This is a genomic window from Actinoplanes palleronii (assembly GCF_016862315.1).
GTDB classification, from domain to species: Bacteria; Actinomycetota; Actinomycetes; order Mycobacteriales; family Micromonosporaceae; genus Actinoplanes; species Actinoplanes palleronii.
This window is the reverse complement of sequence record NZ_BOMS01000051.1, coordinates 200,527-219,485: the sequence shown is the minus strand read 5'-3', so window position 1 is coordinate 219,485 and position 18,959 is coordinate 200,527. Positions and strand designations below refer to the sequence as shown.

Genomic DNA, 18,959 nt, shown 5'->3' with positions numbered 1-18,959 from the left:
AACGCGTGACCGCGGCCTTAGCCGACCGGGGTGAGGGGCCTCTGCTCGACTGCTGCCGGCTCGGGCGGGGTGGGCAGGTCGTGGGCCACCTGCGGGAGCCAGCGCAGCCAGCTCGGCAGCCACCAGTTCGCCCGGCCGAGCATGGCCATCACGGCCGGCAGCAGCACCGCCCGGATGATCGTGGCGTCCAGCAGGACCGCGGCCGCCAGGCCAACGCCCAGTTCCTTGGTCGAGGTCAGCGGGAGCGTCGCGAACAGGGCGAAGACCGCGACCATCACCACCGCCGCGCTGGTGATCACACCGGCGGTCCGGCCGACGCCCTCGCGGACCGCTTCCCGGGTCGGCAGGCCCCGGTCGTGGCCCTCGCGGATCCGGCTGAGCACGAACACGTGGTAGTCCATCGACAGGCCGAAAAGGATCACGAAGAGGAAGAGCGGGATCCAGTTGATGATGCCGTCCGAGGCGGTGAAGCCCAGCTGCTTCTCGAAGTGGCCGTACTGGAAGACGTAGACCAGCATGCCGTAGGCGGCGGCGACCGAGAGCAGGTTGAGCAGCACCCCGGTGATCGCCACGGTCACCGACCGGAACGACACCAGCAGGAGCAGGAACGCCAGCCCGAGCACGAACCCGAACACCCAGGGCAGGCTCTTGTCCAGCTGGTGGTTGAAGTCGACACTGCCCGCGGTGTCCCCGCTGACCAGCACGGTCGCCCCGGTGATCGCACCCAGGGTGGCCGGCACGACCTCGCCGCGCAGCAGTTTCAGCGCGGCCAGCGCGGCCGGGTCGTCGCCCTGCCCGGCCAGCCCGACCGAGACCACCGCGACCGTGCCGGCCGGGTTGACCCGCACGTCGACCGGTTCGACCAGCGTGCCGCCGCTGCGCTCGACCGCCGCCCGGAACTCGCCGAGCGCCTTGTCGAACCGCTCCCCCTTGACGGTCGGCGCCTGCACCACGACCTCGGCCGGGGTGGTCTTGCTCGGGAACGCCGCGCTGATCGCCTGGAACCCCTTGATCACCGGCGAATCCGGTGACACGTCCTGGATGACCTCACCCCGGGTCCGCAGGTCCAGCACCGGCGAGGCGAGCGCGCCGAGCAGACCGACCGCGACCAGCGCCGAGATCAGCGGCCGGGCCAGCACCACCCGCAGCAGACCGTGCCAGAACCGGCCGTCGCTGCGCTTCCGGTACAGACCCGGGATCTTGATGGCGTCGACCCGGTCACCGAGCGCGGAGAGCATGGCCGGCAGCGCGGTGAGCGAGCCGAGCACCGCGGTGGCGACGACCAGGATGGTGCCGAGACCGAAACTGACGAACGTGGTGTCGTGGGTGAGGAACATGCCGGCCATCGCCACGATCACGGTCAGGCCGGAGATCCAGATCGACCGGCCGGAGGTCTGCGCGGCGATCATCAGGGCGCGTTCCGGATCGGCGCCGGCTCGGCGCTCGTCGCGCTCCCGGCGGATGTAGAACAGGCAGTAGTCGACACCGACCGCGAGCCCGACCAGCAGCATCACGTGGGACGTGGCGTCGACGGTCGGCGCGAACCGGCTGCCGGCCGCCATCAGCCCGATCGCCGCGACCACCGCGGTAACCGCCAGGCCGACCGGCAGGAGCGCGGCCACCACCGCGCCGAACGCCACGAGCAGGATCCCGAGCGTGACCGGGATGGACAGCATCGACAGGCGGGACAGCCCGGCGTCCAGCTCGTCACCGATCAGTTTGTCGCCGCTGGCGTCGCCGGCTTCCACAACGTACAAATCAGGGTGTTTGGTCTGGATTTTTGACACCGCGTCCAGGGCTGGGCCGACCCGCTCCTTCGCGGTCTCCGAGTCGCCCTTGATGCTGAAGGCGATCAGCGTCGACCGGCCGTCCGGCGACTGGATCGCCGGCTGCACGTCGGTGACGTCGCTGACCGTCTTCAGCGTCCGGGTGACCTCGGCGGACGCGGCGGCCCGATCGGTGCCGGCCCGGTTCTGGATCAGCACCAGCTCGCCCGCCGGACGCTCCGGGAAGCCCGCCCCCTCGACGATCTTCTCGGCCCGGCCGGAGTCTCCGTTGCCCTGCTCGGCGAAGGTCGCCGTGCGCGTGCCGAGCTGCCCGCTGAGGACGATGGTGCCGGCGACGAAAACGATCCAGCCGAGGATGGCGAGCGTCCGATGCCGTGCGCTCCAGAGCGCGGCCCGAGCCGCGATTCCCTTGACTTTCCCCCTGTGCTCCATGCCTGAGAACGCTAGGGATCCGGCTGATCGTTCTCGATCCGGCGGACCCCCGAACCGTGGTAGGGCTAGCCCTACGTCTGCAGGTAGGTCAGCACCGCCAGCACCCGGCGGTGCTGCTCCTCGTCCTGGTGCAGGTTCAGCTTCGTGAAGATGTTCCGGACGTGCTTCTCCACCGCACCCTCGGTGACCACCATCTTGCGGGCCACCGCGGTGTTCGACATGCCCTCGGCCATGAAGCCCAGCACCTCCCGCTCGCGCGGGGTCAGGCTGCGCAGCGGGTCGTCCCGGCGGCGCCGGACCAGCAGCTGGCCGACCACCTCGGGGTCGAGCACGGTGCCGCCCTCGGCCACCCGGCGCAGCCCGTCGAGGAAGTCGGCGACCAGCGCCACCCGGTCCTTGAGCAGGTACCCGACCGCACCACGACGGTCGGCCAGCAGATCGTCGGCGTACGACACCTCGACGTACTGCGACAGCACCAGGATCGGGGTGCCGGGGACCGCGGCCCGCGCCTCGACAGCGGCCCGCAGCCCCTCGTCGGTGTGCGACGGCGGCATCCGGACATCCACGATGGAGACGTCCGGGCGGTGGTCCTTGACCGCCTGGACGAGGGACGGCCCGTCGCCGACAGCGGCCACCACCGTGTGACCGTTCTCTTCGACGAGCCGGATCAGACCCTCGCGCAACAGCACGGCGTCGTCGGCAATAACCACACGCATGACGCCATGCTGTCAGAGATCCCGCGCGCTCAGTGGTGCGGGCGGCTGCTCACCAGGTATTCACCCGGGGCGGACGCGACCGAGACCGCCGACGACGACGCGGTCTTCCAGTCCTTGTGACCGGGCATGGCCGGGACGGTCTTGCCGTACAGCCAGCGGTTCAGGAACGGGCGCAGGTTCTGGCCGGAGACCTTCGACGCGAGCGCGATGAAGTCCTTGGTCGAGGCGGACTTGCCGCGGTACTGGCGCACCCAGGCCCGCTCCACCTTCTCGAACTTCTTGACGCCGATCTTCTGCTGCAGGGCGTAGAGGGCCAGGGCGCCACCGTCGTACACGTTCGGGTTGAAGACGTCCCACACCGACTTCGAGCTCTTCGGCTTGGCCACCGGGCCGTACTGGGCACGCCACTGGTTGCCCAGCTTGTAGACCGCCTTGAAGTACGCCTCCCGGCTGCTGAAACCGGTGTACTTCTTGAACGTCTTGGTGTCGGCCGCGTAGAGCAGCTCGTACCAGGTCGCGTGGCCCTCGTTCTGCCACACGTCACTCCACGCCGTGGGTGCCACGCTGTCGCCGAACCACTGGTGCGCCAGCTCGTGCGCCATGATCGGGTTGCGGATGTAGGCGGGGTACGCGAACAGGCTGGTGTCGTACAAGGAAAGGGTTTGCGTCTCCAGCGCGAAGCCGAGATCGGCGTCGATGACCAGGGTCCCGTAGTTCTCGAACGGGTACGCGCCGACCTTCTTCGTCATCCAGGCGATCTGCGAGCGTTCCACCTGTGCCTTGGCCAGCAGGTTCTTCGCCAGCCGGCGCGGGACCACGTCACGCACCGCCACGCCGCCGACCGCCTTGCGGTTCTGCACGACGAAGTCACCGACCGCGACCTGGACCAGCTCGCTGGCCATCGGCTTCGACTCGCGGTAGACCGTCGAGACGTAGCCGCCGGACGTGGTCCGGCTGAGGCGCTTGCCGTTCGCCACCCCGATCCAGCCCGCCGGGGCGGTCAGCCGGATCGTGTAGGTCGCCTTGTCCCGCGGGTGATCGTTGCTGGGGAACAGCTCGTGCGAGGTGTCGGGCTGCCCGGCGAGCACCGTGCCGTCCGGGGTCGCCACAAAACCTTCCGGCTCGCCGGCGCTGGCCGAGGTCGGCGCGGCGGTGAAACCACTGACCACGACCTTGAACGTCTTGCCCTTGCGCAGGTAGGTCGCCGGCGTGATCACCAGCTCGTCACCGGACCGCCGGAACGCCGCGGCCTTGCCGTTCACCGACACCGCCCCGACGCTCTTGCCGCCGAAGTCGAGGTCGAACCGGGACAGGTCCTTGGTCGCGGTCGCCGTGATCGTCACGTTGCCGGTGACCGTCTGGGTCGGCTGCTTCGCCGGGTACTTCAGGCTCAGGTAGTAGTTGCGCACGTCGTACCCACCGTTGCCGAGCAACGGATACAGCCGGTCACCGAGTCCGGCCGAACCAGGCGTGCCGGTAGCAGCGGCCGCGGGCACCGCGGTCCCGGCGATCCCGACGAGTACCGCCGTACCCGCGGCGAGAACCGCGGGCAAGCTATTGATGATCTTCCTCATGGTTGGCGAGGCTACGGCCCGCCCGCAACCTGCGACATCGGATTTCAGGCCGCTTTCCGCTCACGGCCGCTCCCCCCCAAGACCGCGCCTTTCCGGTACGACCAGAGCACCCGCCCAACTCCCCCCACCCCGGCCCCGAGTCATCCCCGCGCATGCCCCAGCCACCCACTCCGCAGCCCACGGTCCCCGGCTCACGCCGAGCGCCGCTCCCGCCGTCCACCCCAGTCGAGGACCCTGCGCTGGCGGCTGTCTCAAGGCGCCGAGGCCACCGTGACCGGCTGGCGCTGGCGGCTGCCTCGAGAAGGCTGAGGGGACCGTGAGTGCCAGCTGGGGTCGGGACCTGCGCAGCCCGCCACGTGACGGGTTTCTGATGGCCGGGGTTGGTCGCCAGGCGGCGCAGTCGACGGTTGCCGTTCGCTGCGCCGGTCGTTGCTGCGGCTGATCACGACCGTCCTACCAGGTGGGTGGCTGATCCTGATGGGTGGTCGAGTACGGGTCCGTGGGGCGCGGGGATCCACGCGAGGTTGCACATTTCGGGCGTTCGCCGCGCGCACTGCGGTCTGACGGGTCTTCCCACCCAGCGTCAACGGCCGTCAAGACCAGCCCGAGGCCCCCGGCTGGCCGTGAGAGGTGCCTCCGCACTCCCGAGACACCCCTCACAACCAGCTGAGCCGAGCGGGCTGGCGCTCAGAGGTGCCTCCGCACTCCCGAGACACCCCCCACAACCAGCCAAGCTGAGTGGGCTGGCGCTGGCGGCTGTCACGGGCGTACGGGAAAGGGCGCGGGCTGACGGCCACCCTGCGCCGGAGCGCTGGGGTGGCCGGGAATGACAATGGTCTAGAGAGGGAGGGCGGCCGTGAGCCGGGTGCCCTGGCCCTCCGGGCTGTCCACGGCCAGGACGCCGCCCGCGGCCCGGACCCGGTCGTCCAGCCCGGCCAGCCCGTGGCCCTTGGCCAGGCTCGCGCCGCCCACCCCGTCGTCGGACACGGTGACCAGCAGGCCGACGGCGTTGCGCTCCACGCTGACCTGCACCTCACTGGCGTTGCTGTGCTTGGCCACGTTGGTCAGGGCCTCGGCGACCACGAAATATGCCGTGGACTCGACGGCCGCGTCCAGCCGGCCGATCACCGGGGTGTCCAGGTCGACCGGGACGGTGCAGCGGCCGGCCAGTGCGGTCAGCGCCGCCTGCAGCCCGCGGTCGACCAGGATCGGCGGGGCGATGCCGCGGGACAGGGCGCGCAGCTCGTCGAGGGTTTCCCGGGTCTGGCTGATCGCCTCGGCGACGGTGGCCCGGGCCGCTTCCGGGTCGGTGCTGAACTGCTGCTCGGCCCGGCCCAGGTCCATGGCGAGGCGGACCAGCCGCTGCTGCGGGCCGTCGTGGATGTCGCGTTCCAGTTTGCGCAGCGCGGTCGCCTCGGCCGAGACGGCGGCGGCCTTCTGCTCCTGGGCGACGTCGCGGGCGGCATTCGCGGTGGCAACCTGCTGGCGCAGCTCGTCGACGCCGCTGAGCAGACCCCGGGCGAACTGCGCTTCGAGCAACGCGGCGCCACGGACCACCGGGAACAGGGTGATCGCGAAGAACAGGCCGATGGCCACGTTCAGCGCCAGCCGGGTGATCGTGGCGTCACCGAGGCCGAGCGCCTCGGGCAGCTCCACGTTTTCCGGCGGGTGCGGGATCGCCCAGTCGTAGAACGGGGTGGTGAGGCCGGCCACGGCCACCGCCCACCAGACCAGGACGAAGCTGAACGAGATCGTGCTCGGGATGAAGCGGAAGATGCCGTGCACCAGGTCGAGCCAGGACTGGCCGTCGGCGAGCGGGGCGAACATCTTGCCGACCCAGCTGGTGGAGCGGGCCGAGCGGTAATGCGGATGTGGGATCTTCCGGCGCAGCACCGGGCCGATCCGCACCCGCTCCACGTGGGCGAAGCCGCGGGACATGGCCAGCGAGCCGGCCAGCAGCGGAAGGCCGATCCAGACGATCGCGGTGCCGACGCCGGTGGCGAACCCGGTGACGCAGAGGACCAGCGTGATCAGCCCGAGCGGGAAGCCGAGCAGCACATACTGGGTGTCGATGCCGAGCTGACGCAGCAGGCGCCGGGCCGGGGCGGGGGTGCTGGTGGCCGGGACTCCGGCGTACGTCGTTGTCATGTCTTCGACGCTAGACACCGGAGCCCCTCCGTTCGACCCTGCGGGCCACCATCTCAACGGTAGGGCTAGCCCTACCTCAACTCGTACACGGTCACCGGGCCCTGGGAATAGCGCAAGTCCGCGACGGCCGGCAGCGCCGGGGAGACCACACCGGCCCGGGTGTCGGCGAAGAGCCAGCGCACCCCGTATTCGTCGCGCAGCCGGCTCAGGTCGGCCGGGTCGGCCTGCGTGAAGACCCGCTGGTTGAGCTGGTAGACGGCGGGTTCCGGTGCCGGTTGGTAGAAGTACTTGAGCCCGTTCTTCCCGTTGTCCGCCACCGTCTTGTCGCTGTACGCCCAGCTCTCCACGAGGATGCGCCGCCCGCCCAGCCCGGCCACCCAGAACGCGCGGGCGTTGCAGACCTTGACCCGCATCGGCATGCAGTGCACGTTCGTCGCCACCACGTCGTCCCGGCCGGCGTGCTCGTCCAGCCAGAACGCCGCGGACATCTCGGCCGCGCGCACCACCACCCGCGGGTTCGGCGGCTTGACCGGCGGGTCGGCGACGGTCTCGACGGTCCACCCGATGCCGCCGGCCAACGAGGCGCCGATCATCGCCGCGAGCAGGGCGGCCGGCACGGCTCGCGCGCCGCGCCGGCGCCAGATCAGGACGACCAGCAAGATCGCTGTGGCGGTCACCGCTGCGGCACGCATCATCGGTACGCCCAGCGTCCACGCCCAGTTACCGACCGTCTCCCGCACCGGCGCGCTCACCGACGGCAGCAGCAGCTCGCAGAGCGCACCGGCGACCAGCCCGGCCACCGGCACCCGCCAGCCGCGTACCCGGTCGGCCAGTGCCCAGACGATCAGCGCCGCCCCGAACGGCTGGGCCGCCGCGAAGAAGTAGAGGTTGCTCGCCGACGGGTGCCACATCACCCACGCCGCACCCGTGCCGGCCAGCACAATCCCCGCGATCAGCGGGAACGCCGGGTCGGTACGGGTCACACCGCGCGGCCGGACCAGCCCGAACAGCCGCGGAGCCTGGAGCAGCAGCGCCCAGAGCACCACCCACGCGACGAACCACCGGCCGGCCACGTCGGCGTTCTCCACCCCGAGCGGCACCCACCCGTTGCGGACCACCCCGTCGGCCACCCCGAGCGTGTCCCGGTACGGCTCGAGCCAGCCCAGCACGCTGAGCGCCTGCGGTTCCAGCACTCCGGCGCCACCGCCGGCGAAGAGTTTGAGCCCGACCGCCATCCCGAACCCGGCCGCGGCCAGCAGACCGGCCGCCGCCCAGGGCAGTTTCCGGCGGCAGAGGGTGACGAACCCGCTGAGCGCCAGCCCGGCCGCGAGCGGCGGCAACACGCTGGACTTGGCGCCCGCACAGGCCACCGCGAGCAGCGGCAGGAACGCCCAGCCCCAGCCGAGCCCCCGCCCGCGCAGCCGGTCCGTCGCGAGCACCGCGAACAGGCCGATGAGCGGCATCGCGAAGGTCTGCGAGGGGCTGTTCACGGTGACCGGCGCGGTGGCGAAGAAGGTCGGCACCGCCGAGCCCAGCGACATCGCCTGGCCGAGGAACGCGCCCGCGGCGGCCAGCGGTCCGGCCCACCAGCGGCCGGTCAGGTTCCGGGCCAGCACGGCGAACACGAAGACCGCGACCGAGACGATCGGAATCAGCCAGAGCCGCAGCAACACCGTGGTCGGCGCGATGCCGGTGACCATGCTGGCGGTGGCGATGTCGGCGTCCGAGAGGTAGTGGTACCGCAGCGGGTCGCCGGCCAGCTGGGGCACCTGGAACGGCATCGAGCGCATCATCTCGTGCACCAGTGCCAGGTGGTAGTACAGGTCCGGGTAGTACTCCAGGGTGACCGGCGGCAGCGGGGTCTGGAAGGCCGTCGCGGCCCATCCGGCGACACCCACCAGCACCGCCGCCATCGCCCACGACCAGCGCAGCGGCAGCCGCTCCCCCGGCCCGCACCGCCAGTGCCGCCACAGCCCGGGCACCACCGCGAACGGCAGCACGACCAGCAGCGGCCAGGCGATCAGGTGGTCCTGCAGGTTCAGCGCGGCGCCCAGCGCCCAGCCGGCCAGCGTCACCACCAGCCCGGTGGCCGCGCCCAGTCCGAGATCCTCCGGCCAGTTGCCCCGGCTGCCGAACAGCGCCCGGAACACCAGCGTCCCCGGCAGCACCACGACCAGCAGGAAGTACGCGCCGTAAAGCACGATCTCCCGGTCCGGCGTGCCGCTGGCGTGCAGCGCGTAGGGCGCGGCCAGCACCGGGACCGTCCACGGCAACAGGGACAACAGCACGCGAAGATCGCGGCGCACCGGAGGCGCCGCGGTGGTAGTCGTCATCTCCCGTGGATCAGGTCGTCACGGTGGTCAGGCGGGTGAACTCGGCGGGCAGGTCGTACCCGTCCCAGACGGCGCCGAAGGTCAGCGCCGAGCCGAACGGCACGATCCGGTCCACCCCGCGGCCGCCCAGCGCGATCGCGAACGCGCGCAGCTCGGCCGGGGTGAACCCGAAGTGGCTCACCGTCTGGTCCTGCCGGGTCATCGCCGGCACCAGCTCGGTCAGCGAGCCGACCTGGGCGAACGGGAAGGCGCCGGCGCCGATCCAGTGCCGTGGCACCTGATCGCTTCCGGTCAGGGTGAGCGCGGTGATCCGGTTGTCCGGGAACTCCACGGCGGTCGCCGCGCCGGTCGCCGCCAGCCCGTACGCGTTGACCCGCTTCTCCACCGCCATCGCCGCGTCCACCGTCCAGCCGCGCTGGTCGACGACGGTCAGCAGCAGGTCGAGGAACTCCGTCCGCACGTCCGCGGGGTCGCCGTCACCGATCAGGAACACGGTCCGCGGCGAGGAGCAGGCGGCCTGGTCGAACCAGTACGCGTCGTTGGCGAACCCGACCACGGCGGCCTTGCGAGCGGCCGGGTCGGCGGCCCGCCAGCCGGGCATCGAGAGCACCGCCCAGGACGTCCGGTCCGGGAAGGTCAGGTCCCGGCCGGACGGCCGCAGCGGGTGCTTGCGGATCGCGTCGACCGCGGCGTCGCCACCCCAGATCACCCGCAGGTCGCACCAGCGGCTGAGCGCGCCGGTGATCGCGTCGTCCCGGCCGTAGGTGACCATCCGCTGGGTACGGGCGATCACCGGGTCGGCGTCCACCTCGTTCAGCGCCTCGAAGATCGCCTCGGCCGCGCCGGCCGCCCGGCTGGAGATCCGGACCACGTTGTGGTTGCCGGCCAGCGCGGAGAGCGCCCAGGAGTAGACGAAGATGGTGTCCACGTTGGCCGGTGGCAGGTGGAAGACGTTGCCGCGCGGGAAGACCAGCGCGTCGTCGCGTTCCATCTTCGCCACCGCCCGGCGCAGCTCGGCCGGCCGCAGGAAGAAGCCGAGCGAGCCCAGCTCCGGGTGCCGCCGGGCGAGCGCCGGGGTGAGCAGCTTGCGGGCCAGCTTCGCGAGGAAGTCGAGGACCCGCTCGTCGCCGACGGCCAGCCGGTCCTCGGACGGCGCGGTCAGGTCACCCTCGGCCCCGAACCGGAACTGCACAGTCGCTGAGTTCACTGGGGCATGCCCTTCTGGCCCTCGCCTGCGAGGCCGCTGTTCGGCGCCGGGTTGTGCCGCTCGGTGCAGGCGGTCATGCCGCGGCCTCTTTATAGGTGTCCGAGCAGCCGCGCGCCTCGGCCCGGGGCAGCCGCCCCAGCACCGAGAAGCGCTTGCCCGGCCACGCGCCGTCGTCGATGCCGTGCACCACGCCGAGGTCCTCGGTGAGCAGCACGTGCCCCGGGTACGAGGTGGGCAGCGTGCTCACCACCTCGAGGAGACCCGGTTTCCCGGGCGGGAGCTCCGCCCACGTCTCCGGGTCACGGACCACCACGTCCGCGAAGTCCGGGCAGTACAGCGCGCCGCCATCCGGGCCCTCCAGGAAGATCGTGCCGATCTGCTCGACCATGCCGTAGTAGTTGTGGATCCGGGTCAGCCCGACCCCGGCCAGCCGCTTGCGGAACTCGTCCGGGGAGACCGCCTGGTCGACGAGCTTCTTCCAGCCACCGGAGTGGATCAGGATGCCGTTGCTCAGGTCGAGTCCGTGGTCCCGGGCCACCTCGTAGAGGTGCAGCCAGACCAGGAAGGTGAACCCGAAGATCAGGAACGGCGCGTCGCCGTGCTTGGTCAGGAAGTCCCGGATCGCCTGCAGGTCGACCTGACCGTCCAGGTCGAGCGCCCAGACGTGATCGCGGCCGAACGTCGACATGCCGAGCACGCCGGCGCCCCGGGCGCTGAACGAGCGGCGGTCCTTGAGCATCGCCTTCGTGTCGACGAGCAGCATCGGCAGCCGTTTCGGGCCGAGCACGGTCTGCACGGTGGCGGCCAGACGGCGCTGCTGTTCGGCCGCGGCCGCCTTGTCCAGGTAGATCTTGCTGACGTCGCCGGTGGTGCCGCTGGACGTCAGGATCTTGAAGACCTCGTCGTCCGGGATGCTCTTGAGCTCCAGCGTCTTGAAGAGCCGGACCGGCAACCATGGCAAATCGGAGATTTCCGAGGCGGCGGTGAAGCCGGAAGCGCTGAGGATCCGGTCGTAGGGTTCGCAGTGCGCGCGATGGAACTCGGTCAGAGCGGCGAGCTGCGGCAACAGCGCGGCTTCCTTGTCCTTCTGAGCGAGGGTGAAGACACTCACAGCGACGCCTCCAGGGCGCGATAGTCGGTCTTGCCGTTGGGCAGCAGCGGCAGCGCCTCGATGACGCGCACGTCGATCCCGGTGAAGTGACTGCCCAGCCACTCGGCGATCTTCGTACGCAGTGCGCGGGCCTCGTCCGCACCGATCCCCTCGGCGAAGACGTGCAGCTTGTCGTCGCCGGCCACCGCGGTCACCGGGAACTCGCGCTCCACGTCGTCCAGGTTGATCCGGACGCCGAAGACCTTGCCCATCCGCTTGAGCCGCCCGGTGAGGAACAGGAAGCCCTCGTCGTCGAGCCGGCCCAGGTCACCGGTGCGCAGCACGCCGCCCTGCTCGTCGCCCTTGACCAGGTCAGCGGCGGTCTCGGCGTAGCCCATCATCACGTTCGGGCCGCGGTAGACGACCTCGTCGTCCTCGATGGTGAAGGTGGCGCCGGGCATCGGCAGGCCGACCGAACCGAGCTTCGCGGTGATCTGTTCCGGTGGCAGGGTGGCCATCCGGGGCGCGGCCTCGGTCTGTCCGTACATCACGAACATCCGGCCGCCTGCGGCGTCCATCCGGGCCGCGAATTCGGCAACGAGGTCGGTCCGCAACCGGCCGCCGGCTTGCGTGATCGTACGCAGGGACGGGTACGTGGCCGGGTCGAAGCGCAGTCGCCGCAGCATCTCGAACTGGTACGGCACGAACGCCATCGAGGTGACCCGGTGCTCGTTCACCGCCGCCCAGAAGTCCCGCTGCATGATCCCGGTCCGTTCGAGCACCACCGTCGCCCCGCGCAGCAGGTGCGAGTGCAGCACCGACATGCCGTACGAATAGAACAGCGGCAGCGTGGTGATCGCCACGTCGTCGCCGGTCACGCCGAGGCTCTCGGCCACCTGCTCGGCGTTGGCCAGCACGGCCGCCCGGGACAACCGGACCAGCTTGGGGTTGCCGGTCGACCCGCTGGTGGTCAGCAGCAGCGCGAGATCCGGGTGCACCTCGTCGGTGGTGTAGCGCGCGATCAGCTCGGTGTGGTCGGCGTCCGGGTCGAGCAGCACGACCGGTACGTCCAGCCGCAGCGCCGCGAGGTACCGCGCCACCGATCCGACAGTGGACGACATCGGCAGGAAGAGCAGCCGCTCACCGGCCAGCGCGGCCGCGGCCGCGTCGATCAGCTCGGCGGTGAGTTCCTCGCCGGTCCCGGCGTCGATCACGCGGGCGTCCGGGTGGAGCAGGTTCACAGCGTCAGTCCTCCGTCGACCCCGACGATCTGGCCGGTCACGAACCGCGCCTGGGTGGAGAGCAAGAAGGTGATCACGTCGGCCACGTCCTCGGCGGTGCCGAGCCGGCCCAGCGCGGTGTCCGCGATCCGGGCGGCGCGACCGGCCTCGTCCAGGCTGTCCAGCATGTCGGTGGCGATGAAGCCGGGCGCGACCGCGTTGACCCGGATCCCGCGCGGGCCGAGTTCCTTGGCGGCCGACCGGGTCAGCCCCTCCACCGCGGCTTTCGACGCGGCGTAGACGGCCTGACCGGCGGCGCCCTGCGTGCCGGTGACCGAGGCGGTCAGCACCACGGCCGGGTTCTCCCCGCGCGCGAGCAGCCGCACCGCGTTCTGCAGGGTGTACGCCGCACCGGCCGCGTTCACCGCGAACAGCCGCGCGATCACGTCGTCGCCGGTCATGCCGAGCATCCCGGCCGCGTGCGTGCCGGCGTTGACGACCAGCGCGTCCAGCCGTTTGAAGTTCTCGAACGCGAGCCGGACCAGCGCCTTGCTGGTCTGCGGGTCGGCGATGTCACCGGAGCCGGCGACGACGGTCACGCCGTACTTGCCGGCCAGGGACTCGGCGGTCTCGGCGACTCCGGCAGCGCCGTGCCCGTGCAGGATCAGGTCGTACCCCTGCTCGGCGAGGCGGTGTGCGGCAGCCCGGCCGATTCCGCGCGACGCCCCGGTGATCAGGGCGACGCTCACTTGACGTCCACTCCGTATTTACCAAGGATTCGCACGGCCTCGGTAAAGCTGGACATATTGATGACGTCGTCCGTATCGATCATTACCGCGAATTCATCTTCGATCGTCGCGACAAGGGACATGTGCGCCAGGGAGTCCCACTTCTCATTGTCCTGGTAGCGCAGGTCATCCACGGGCGCGTCCGCCGGAAGGTCCAGCGCGGTTCGGAACGCGTCGCGCAGTCTCTGCAGCTCAGTCACGGTGTTACTCCCAGGGGTGGTGGGTGGAGGAGTCCACCTTCCCGTAGGCGCGCGGTCGCTTCGACCAATGCCGGTTGAACTGAAAATGAATTGCCATTGGCTGTTCTGCACGACTCGCGGAATTGCCTGGACACGTGGTTATGCTTCCGCCCCGTAGCGGCTCACCGCCCCCGTACCTCGGAGAAAACACGTGTCTGAAATCAGCGGATCCTCGATCCTTGTCACCGGTGCCACCGGATCGTTCGGCAAGGCGTTCCTCAAGTACGCCCTCACCCATCTCGACCCGGCCCGCATCGTGGTGTTCTCCCGGGACGAGCTGAAGCAGTACGAGGTCCGGCAGATGTTCGGGGCCGACCCGCGACTGCGGTTCTTCCTCGGCGACATCCGGGACCGCGCCCGTCTGGACCGGGCCATGCACGGCATCGACCACGTGGTGCACGCCGCCGCCCTCAAGCAGGTCGACACCGCCGAGTACAACCCGTCGGAGTTCGTCGCGACGAACATCAACGGCACCCAGAACGTGATCGACGCGGCGATCCAGGCCGAGGTCAAGAAGGTCGTCGCGCTCTCCACCGACAAGGCGTCCAGCCCGATCAACCTGTACGGCGCGACCAAGCTCGCCGCCGACAAGATCGTGATCGCCGGCAACCACTACGCCGCCACCCACCCCACCCGGCTGGCCGTGGTCCGCTACGGCAACGTGATGGGCAGCCGGGGCTCGGTGGTGCCGTTCTTCCGCAAGCTGGCGGCCGAGAACCAGAGCCTGCCGATCACCGACAAGCGGATGACCCGCTTCTGGATCACCCTGGACCAGGCCGTCGAGTTCGTGGTCAGCTCGTTCGACGTGATGCGCGGCGGCGAGCTGTACGTGCCGCGGATCCCGAGCATGCGCATCCTCGACCTGGTCGAGGCGGTCGCGCCGGGCTCGCCGACCCACGAGATCGGCATGCGCCCGGGCGAGAAGCTGCACGAGGAGATGATCGCCGCCGACGACAGCCGCCGCACGCTGCGCTTCAAGGACCGCTACGTGGTCCAGCCGGTCGCGGCCAGCTGGGGTTACGAGTCCCCCGAGGGCGGCGAGCAGGTGGCCGACGGCTTCAACTACCGCTCCGACAACAACGACCTGTGGCTGTCGGTCGACGAGATGCGTGATCTCGTCTCGGAGAAGTGACCTGATGCTGCCCTACGGACGTCAGTCCATCGAGCAGTCCGACGTGGACGCGGTGGTCGCCGCGCTGAGCAGCGACTGGCTGACCACCGGCCCCCGGGTCGCCGAGTTCGAGGCGGACCTGGAACGGGTGGCCGGCGCGCCCTGCGTGACGGTCACCAACGGGACCACCGCGCTGCACGCCGCGTACGCCGCGGCCGGGGTCGGCCCGGGCGACGAGGTGGTCACCACGCCGATGACGTTCGTGGCCACCGCGTCCGGCGCCGCGATGCTCGGCGCGACAGTGGTGTTCGCGGACGTCGACGAGGACACCGCGAACCTGGACCCGGCCGCCGCCGAGGCCGCGCTCACCGCGCGGACCAGGGCGATCGCCGCGGTGGACTACGCCGGCGTGCCGGCCGACTACGACCGGCTGCGCAAGCTCGCCGACACGACCGGCGCGGTGCTGGTCGCGGACGCGGCGCACGCCATCGGGTCGGTCTACCGGGGGCGGCCGGTCGGTTCGATCGCGGACCTGACCACGTTCTCGTTCTTCCCGACCAAGAACCTGACCACCGCCGAGGGCGGCGCGGTCGCCTCGATCCGCCCGGAGCTGCTGGACCGGGTCCGCACCTTCCGCACCGTCGGCATGGTGAAGAAGCCGGAGCTGCTGCGCCGGCCGGACGAGGGCCGCTGGTTCTACGAGGTGCACGAGTTCGGGCTGAACTACCGCCTGCCGGACGTGCTCTGCGCGCTGGGCAGCGCCCAGCTGCGCCGGCTGGCCGCGTTCAAGGCCCGGCGGCAGCAGCTCACGGCCCGCTACGACGAGCTGCTCGCCGGCATTCCCGGGCTGAAACTGCCGGTCACCCCGGACGACGTCGACCCGATGCGGCACCTCTACCCGGTCCGGATCCTGGACGGCCGGCGCCGCGAGGTGTTCGAGCGGATGCAGGCGGCCGGGATCGGCGTGCAGGTCAACTACATCCCGGTCTACTGGCACCCGGTGTTCGAGGAGCTCGGTTACCGCCGTGGCATGTGCCCGGTCGCCGAGTCCTTCTACGCCGAGGAGATCTCCCTTCCGCTCTTCGTCGACCTCAGCGACGCCGACCAGGATCGCGTCATCGAGACCCTGCGCGGCATCCTCGGGAGCTGACCCGTGCACCACGGGAACCATTTCTACGGCCACGCCCATGTTCTGGCCGAGTACTGCGGGCTCGACCCGGCGGATCCGCCCCGGATCGACGGGTATCTGCAGCACGGCTGGAACGTGGCTGACGGGCTGGGCGGCGGTACTCCGTACGCGCCCGGCCTGCCGATCTTCGTCTGGTCCGAGCGGACCCGGCGGCGCGCCTGGTCGATGGGCCGTCCACTGGCGACAGTGATCGGCTCGCCGTTCCTCTACCTGATGCGGTCCATCCCGGCCGAGAGCACGAAGCGGGACGGCACCATCTGGTACCCGTTCCACGGCTGGGAGGGTCAGCACGTCTCCGGTGACCACCAGCGGCTGGTCGACGAGATCGTCGCCACCGAGGCCGGCCCGATCACCTTCTGCCTGTACTGGCAGGAGTACCGGGACGACCGGGTGCGGGCGTTCTACGAGCAGGCCGGCCGGGTGATCTGCCACGGCTACCGGGGTTACATGCGGATGCAGACCGACCCCCGGTTCCTGCACAACCAGCTCGCTGAGCTGCGCAGTCACCGCCGGGTGGCCTCCAACCGGCTGAGCAGCGCGGTGATGTACGGCGCGGCCGCCGGCTGCGAGCCGGCCGTCTACGGCGACCCGATGCGGCTGGCCTCGGAGGACCTGGCGACCGCCGAACGGGTCCGCCGCGAATGGCCGGAACTCCAGGGCGTCGCGCCGGATCCGGCGACTGCCCGGGCCACCGCGATGGCCGAACTCGGCGACGGCTACCTGGCCTCGCCGGCCGAGCTGCGCGCGCTGCTCGGCTGGACCGCGGCCCACCGGGCCGCGAGCACCGCCCGGGAGGCGGCATGATCCAGCTCATCGGTGGCGAGATGCCCGAGTACGCCGAGGAACTCCCCTCGGCCGGCGGCCCGCTGCTGCGGCATCTGGCCGGGCGGGTGCCGACCGGCAGCCGGATCCTGCTGGCCGGCCCGCACGACCCGGAGCTGGTCGCCGCCCTGGCACCCGGTCGCGAGGTGACCTGCCTGCTCCGATCACATCCGGACGCCCTGGCCCAGGAGCACCGCGCCGTCACCGGCGTCCGGATCCTCTGCGGCACGCTGCCCAAAATCACCGACACCGACCGGTACGACGCGGTCCTCGCCCTGGACGGCACCACCCGGCTCTGCTCACCGGAGGGACCGCAGCTCGACTGGCTGGACGCGGTCCGCGCCCTCAAACGTGTCCTGCGGCCGGGCGGCACGCTGCTGCTCACCGTGGAGAACGAGCTGGGCGTGCACCGCCTGGTCGACCCGGGCACACCCACTGCGGCCCGGACCGGCGACGCCTGGCGTCCGCTCGGCGAGTTCGGCGACGCGCCGGGACGACCGGACCGGCTGGCCGCCGCGCTGGGCGCCGAAGGCCTGCCGGTCGCCGGACTCGCGGCCGCCTGGCCGCTGCCGGGCCGCCCGACTCTGCTGGTCACCCCGGAAACCCTCCGGTACGGACCGGTGGACGCACTCGGTGCCCTGGCCGCCGGTGCGGTGGCCACCGCGTACGCCAGCGATCGGGTCCTCAGCGACCCGCGCCGGCTCGCCGGTGCGGCAGTGCGTCGCGGCCTCGGCGCCGAACTGGCACCCGCTTGGCTGGCTGTCGCCCACCGCGCACCGGCCGGCACCGGATCGGTCACCCTGCCCGCGGTGCTGCACGCCGGCGAGCGGGCGGTGGCCGAGCTGGTCAGCACGCCGGACGGGGCCTGGCTGCGGCGCACCGTCCGGGTCCTGGACGACCGGCCCGCACCGCCCGACCAGCCGCTGCCACCCGGCCGGCTGCTGGAGGAGCTGCTGCTCACCGCGGCGCTGCGGCACGAACTTCCGGAACTGCGCCGGCTGCTCACCGGCTGGATGGTCGCGCTGCCGTCGGCCGCGGCCGGCAACGTGCTGGTGGACGGGGACCGGTTCGCGCTGCTCGACCCGGGCGCACCGGACTGCCCGGACGCGCTGACCCGGTTCGCCCGGATCCTGGCCACCGGCGGTTACACCCACCCGTGGCAGGCGGTCACCGAGGTGACCCGGCTGACCGCGGTGCTGGCCGGCGCGGCCGGCCGGGACGAGGTGCCGGACCCGGCCGATCCGGACGCGGCCGAACCCGCGGCGGACGGCCTGCGCGAACACGAGGAGCAGCTCCGGGCGCTGCGCCGGCGACTCGACAACGCCGAGGCCCGCAGCGGGTTCTTCGAGCACGAACTCGCCAAGCGGGACGCCGACCTGGGCCGCGCCCGGATGCAGATCGCCGCGTTCAGCGGTGGCCTCGGCTACCGCGCCGCCAAGGTCGGCCTGGCCCTGGCACGTAAGGCCCGCAAACGACTTCGCAACGGAACTGAGGACGCACCGTGACCACCCTCGGCATCATTCAGGCCCGGATGGGCTCCACCCGGCTCCCCGGCAAGGTCCTGCGCCGGCTCGGCGACCGCTCCGTGCTGCACCGGGTGGTCCGCGCCGCCCGGGCCAGCGGTGTCCTCGACGACCTGGTCGTGGCGACCACCACCGAGGCCGCCGACGACGCGGTCGAGGCGGAGTGCGCCCGGATCGGGGTGGCCTGTTACCGCGGGCCGGTGGACGACGTGCTGACCCGGTTCCTCGGCGTGCTGGACGGGCGGGACGCGGACACCGTGCTGCGGTTCACCGCGGACTGCCCGCTGCTCGACCCGGCGCTGGTCCGGCGGGTGGCGCGGATCTTCGAGGCGTCCGGTGTGGACTACCTGACCACGTCGATCACCCGGACGCTGCCGCGCGGGCTGGACGTCGAGGTGGTCCGGGCCGCGACGCTGCGGGCCATCGACAAGCGGGCCACCGAGCACCACCGGACGCACGTGACGTCGTACATCTACTCGAACCCGGACGAGTTCGACCTGATCGGGGTGACCGTGCTGCCGGACCGGTCGCACCTGCGGCTGACCCTGGACACCGAGGACGATTGGAAGCTCATCGAGGCGATCGTCGACCGCTTCGGCGACATCCCGATCAGCGTCGAGGGCATCGCCGACTGGCTCGCCGAGCACCCGGAGCTGGTGGAGTTGAATTCACACGTGAACCAGAAGGAGCTGTCTCAAGCATGATCGACTGCACCGAGCGGCAGCCACCGCCACCGGCCGACAAACGCCGCAGGCGAGGGCCGGAAGAGCATGCCGCAGC

General features: G+C 71.2%; 15 protein-coding genes. 5 read left to right on the top strand and 10 right to left on the bottom strand.

The window, feature by feature from the left end:
* Nucleotides 1-17 precede the first annotated feature (17 nt).
* From Apa02nite_RS19560 to Apa02nite_RS19515, 10 genes are all read right to left on the bottom strand, one after another.
* On the bottom strand, nt 18-2,219 hold the full coding sequence (locus Apa02nite_RS19560) for an MMPL family transporter (RefSeq protein WP_203826247.1): 2,202 nt from the start codon (nt 2,217-2,219) through the stop codon (nt 18-20).
* Between the two features lie 71 nt (nt 2,220-2,290).
* Nucleotides 2,291-2,935 (bottom strand): response regulator, encoded by a 645-nt coding sequence (locus Apa02nite_RS19555; RefSeq protein ID WP_067693365.1) that lies wholly within the window; start codon nt 2,933-2,935, stop codon nt 2,291-2,293.
* Nucleotides 2,936-2,964: 29 nt separating this feature from the next.
* Nucleotides 2,965-4,488, bottom strand: a complete 1,524-nt coding sequence (locus tag Apa02nite_RS19550; RefSeq protein WP_239164406.1) for a M1 family metallopeptidase — start codon at nt 4,486-4,488, stop codon at nt 2,965-2,967.
* Nucleotides 4,489-5,346: 858 nt separating this feature from the next.
* Nucleotides 5,347-6,657 carry a sensor histidine kinase gene (locus Apa02nite_RS19545; RefSeq protein WP_203826245.1) on the bottom strand — a complete coding sequence of 437 codons (1,311 nt, stop codon included), beginning with the start codon at nt 6,655-6,657 and terminating at the stop codon, nt 5,347-5,349.
* 71 nt (nt 6,658-6,728) lie between these two features.
* Nucleotides 6,729-8,990: a hypothetical protein gene (locus Apa02nite_RS19540; protein ID WP_203826244.1), complete on the bottom strand. Its 2,262-nt coding sequence runs from the start codon at nt 8,988-8,990 to the stop codon at nt 6,729-6,731.
* A 10-nt stretch (nt 8,991-9,000) separates the two neighbouring features.
* On the bottom strand, nt 9,001-10,197 hold the full coding sequence (locus tag Apa02nite_RS19535) for an acyl-CoA reductase (protein ID WP_203826243.1): 1,197 nt from the start codon (nt 10,195-10,197) through the stop codon (nt 9,001-9,003).
* 73 nt (nt 10,198-10,270) lie between these two features.
* On the bottom strand, nt 10,271-11,308 hold the full coding sequence (locus Apa02nite_RS19530) for a LuxE/PaaK family acyltransferase (RefSeq protein ID WP_203826242.1): 1,038 nt from the start codon (nt 11,306-11,308) through the stop codon (nt 10,271-10,273).
* Nucleotides 11,305-12,528 carry an AMP-binding protein gene (locus Apa02nite_RS19525; protein ID WP_203826241.1) on the bottom strand — a complete coding sequence of 408 codons (1,224 nt, stop codon included), beginning with the start codon at nt 12,526-12,528 and terminating at the stop codon, nt 11,305-11,307. Before Apa02nite_RS19525 ends, Apa02nite_RS19530 begins: the two co-directional genes overlap by 4 nt.
* Nucleotides 12,525-13,256: an SDR family NAD(P)-dependent oxidoreductase gene (locus tag Apa02nite_RS19520; RefSeq protein WP_067693336.1), complete on the bottom strand. Its 732-nt coding sequence runs from the start codon at nt 13,254-13,256 to the stop codon at nt 12,525-12,527. The genes Apa02nite_RS19525 and Apa02nite_RS19520 overlap by 4 nt, the downstream gene beginning before the upstream one ends.
* Nucleotides 13,253-13,495 carry an acyl carrier protein gene (locus Apa02nite_RS19515; protein WP_203826240.1) on the bottom strand — a complete coding sequence of 81 codons (243 nt, stop codon included), beginning with the start codon at nt 13,493-13,495 and terminating at the stop codon, nt 13,253-13,255. The genes Apa02nite_RS19520 and Apa02nite_RS19515 overlap by 4 nt, the downstream gene beginning before the upstream one ends.
* A gap of 190 nt (nt 13,496-13,685) precedes the next feature.
* Here Apa02nite_RS19515 and pseB point away from each other — a divergent pair, with 190 nt between their 5' ends.
* From pseB to Apa02nite_RS19490, 5 genes are read left to right on the top strand one after another with little or no spacing between them, the layout of a single operon-like run.
* Entirely contained in the window at nt 13,686-14,666 is a 981-nt protein-coding gene (gene pseB / locus Apa02nite_RS19510; protein WP_067693330.1) for a UDP-N-acetylglucosamine 4,6-dehydratase (inverting), read from the top strand.
* Between the two features lie 4 nt (nt 14,667-14,670).
* On the top strand, nt 14,671-15,795 hold the full coding sequence (locus Apa02nite_RS19505; RefSeq protein WP_203826239.1) for a DegT/DnrJ/EryC1/StrS family aminotransferase: 1,125 nt from the start codon (nt 14,671-14,673) through the stop codon (nt 15,793-15,795).
* A gap of 3 nt (nt 15,796-15,798) precedes the next feature.
* Entirely contained in the window at nt 15,799-16,638 is an 840-nt protein-coding gene (locus Apa02nite_RS19500) for a hypothetical protein (RefSeq protein WP_067693323.1), read from the top strand.
* The gene (locus tag Apa02nite_RS19495) at nt 16,635-18,161 is read left to right on the top strand and encodes a hypothetical protein (RefSeq protein WP_203826238.1); all 1,527 of its coding nucleotides are present in this window, start codon (nt 16,635-16,637) and stop codon (nt 18,159-18,161) included. Before Apa02nite_RS19500 ends, Apa02nite_RS19495 begins: the two co-directional genes overlap by 4 nt.
* On the top strand, nt 18,158-18,883 hold the full coding sequence (locus Apa02nite_RS19490) for a cytidylyltransferase domain-containing protein (RefSeq protein WP_203826237.1): 726 nt from the start codon (nt 18,158-18,160) through the stop codon (nt 18,881-18,883). The genes Apa02nite_RS19495 and Apa02nite_RS19490 overlap by 4 nt, the downstream gene beginning before the upstream one ends.
* Nucleotides 18,884-18,959: the final 76 nt, after the last annotated feature.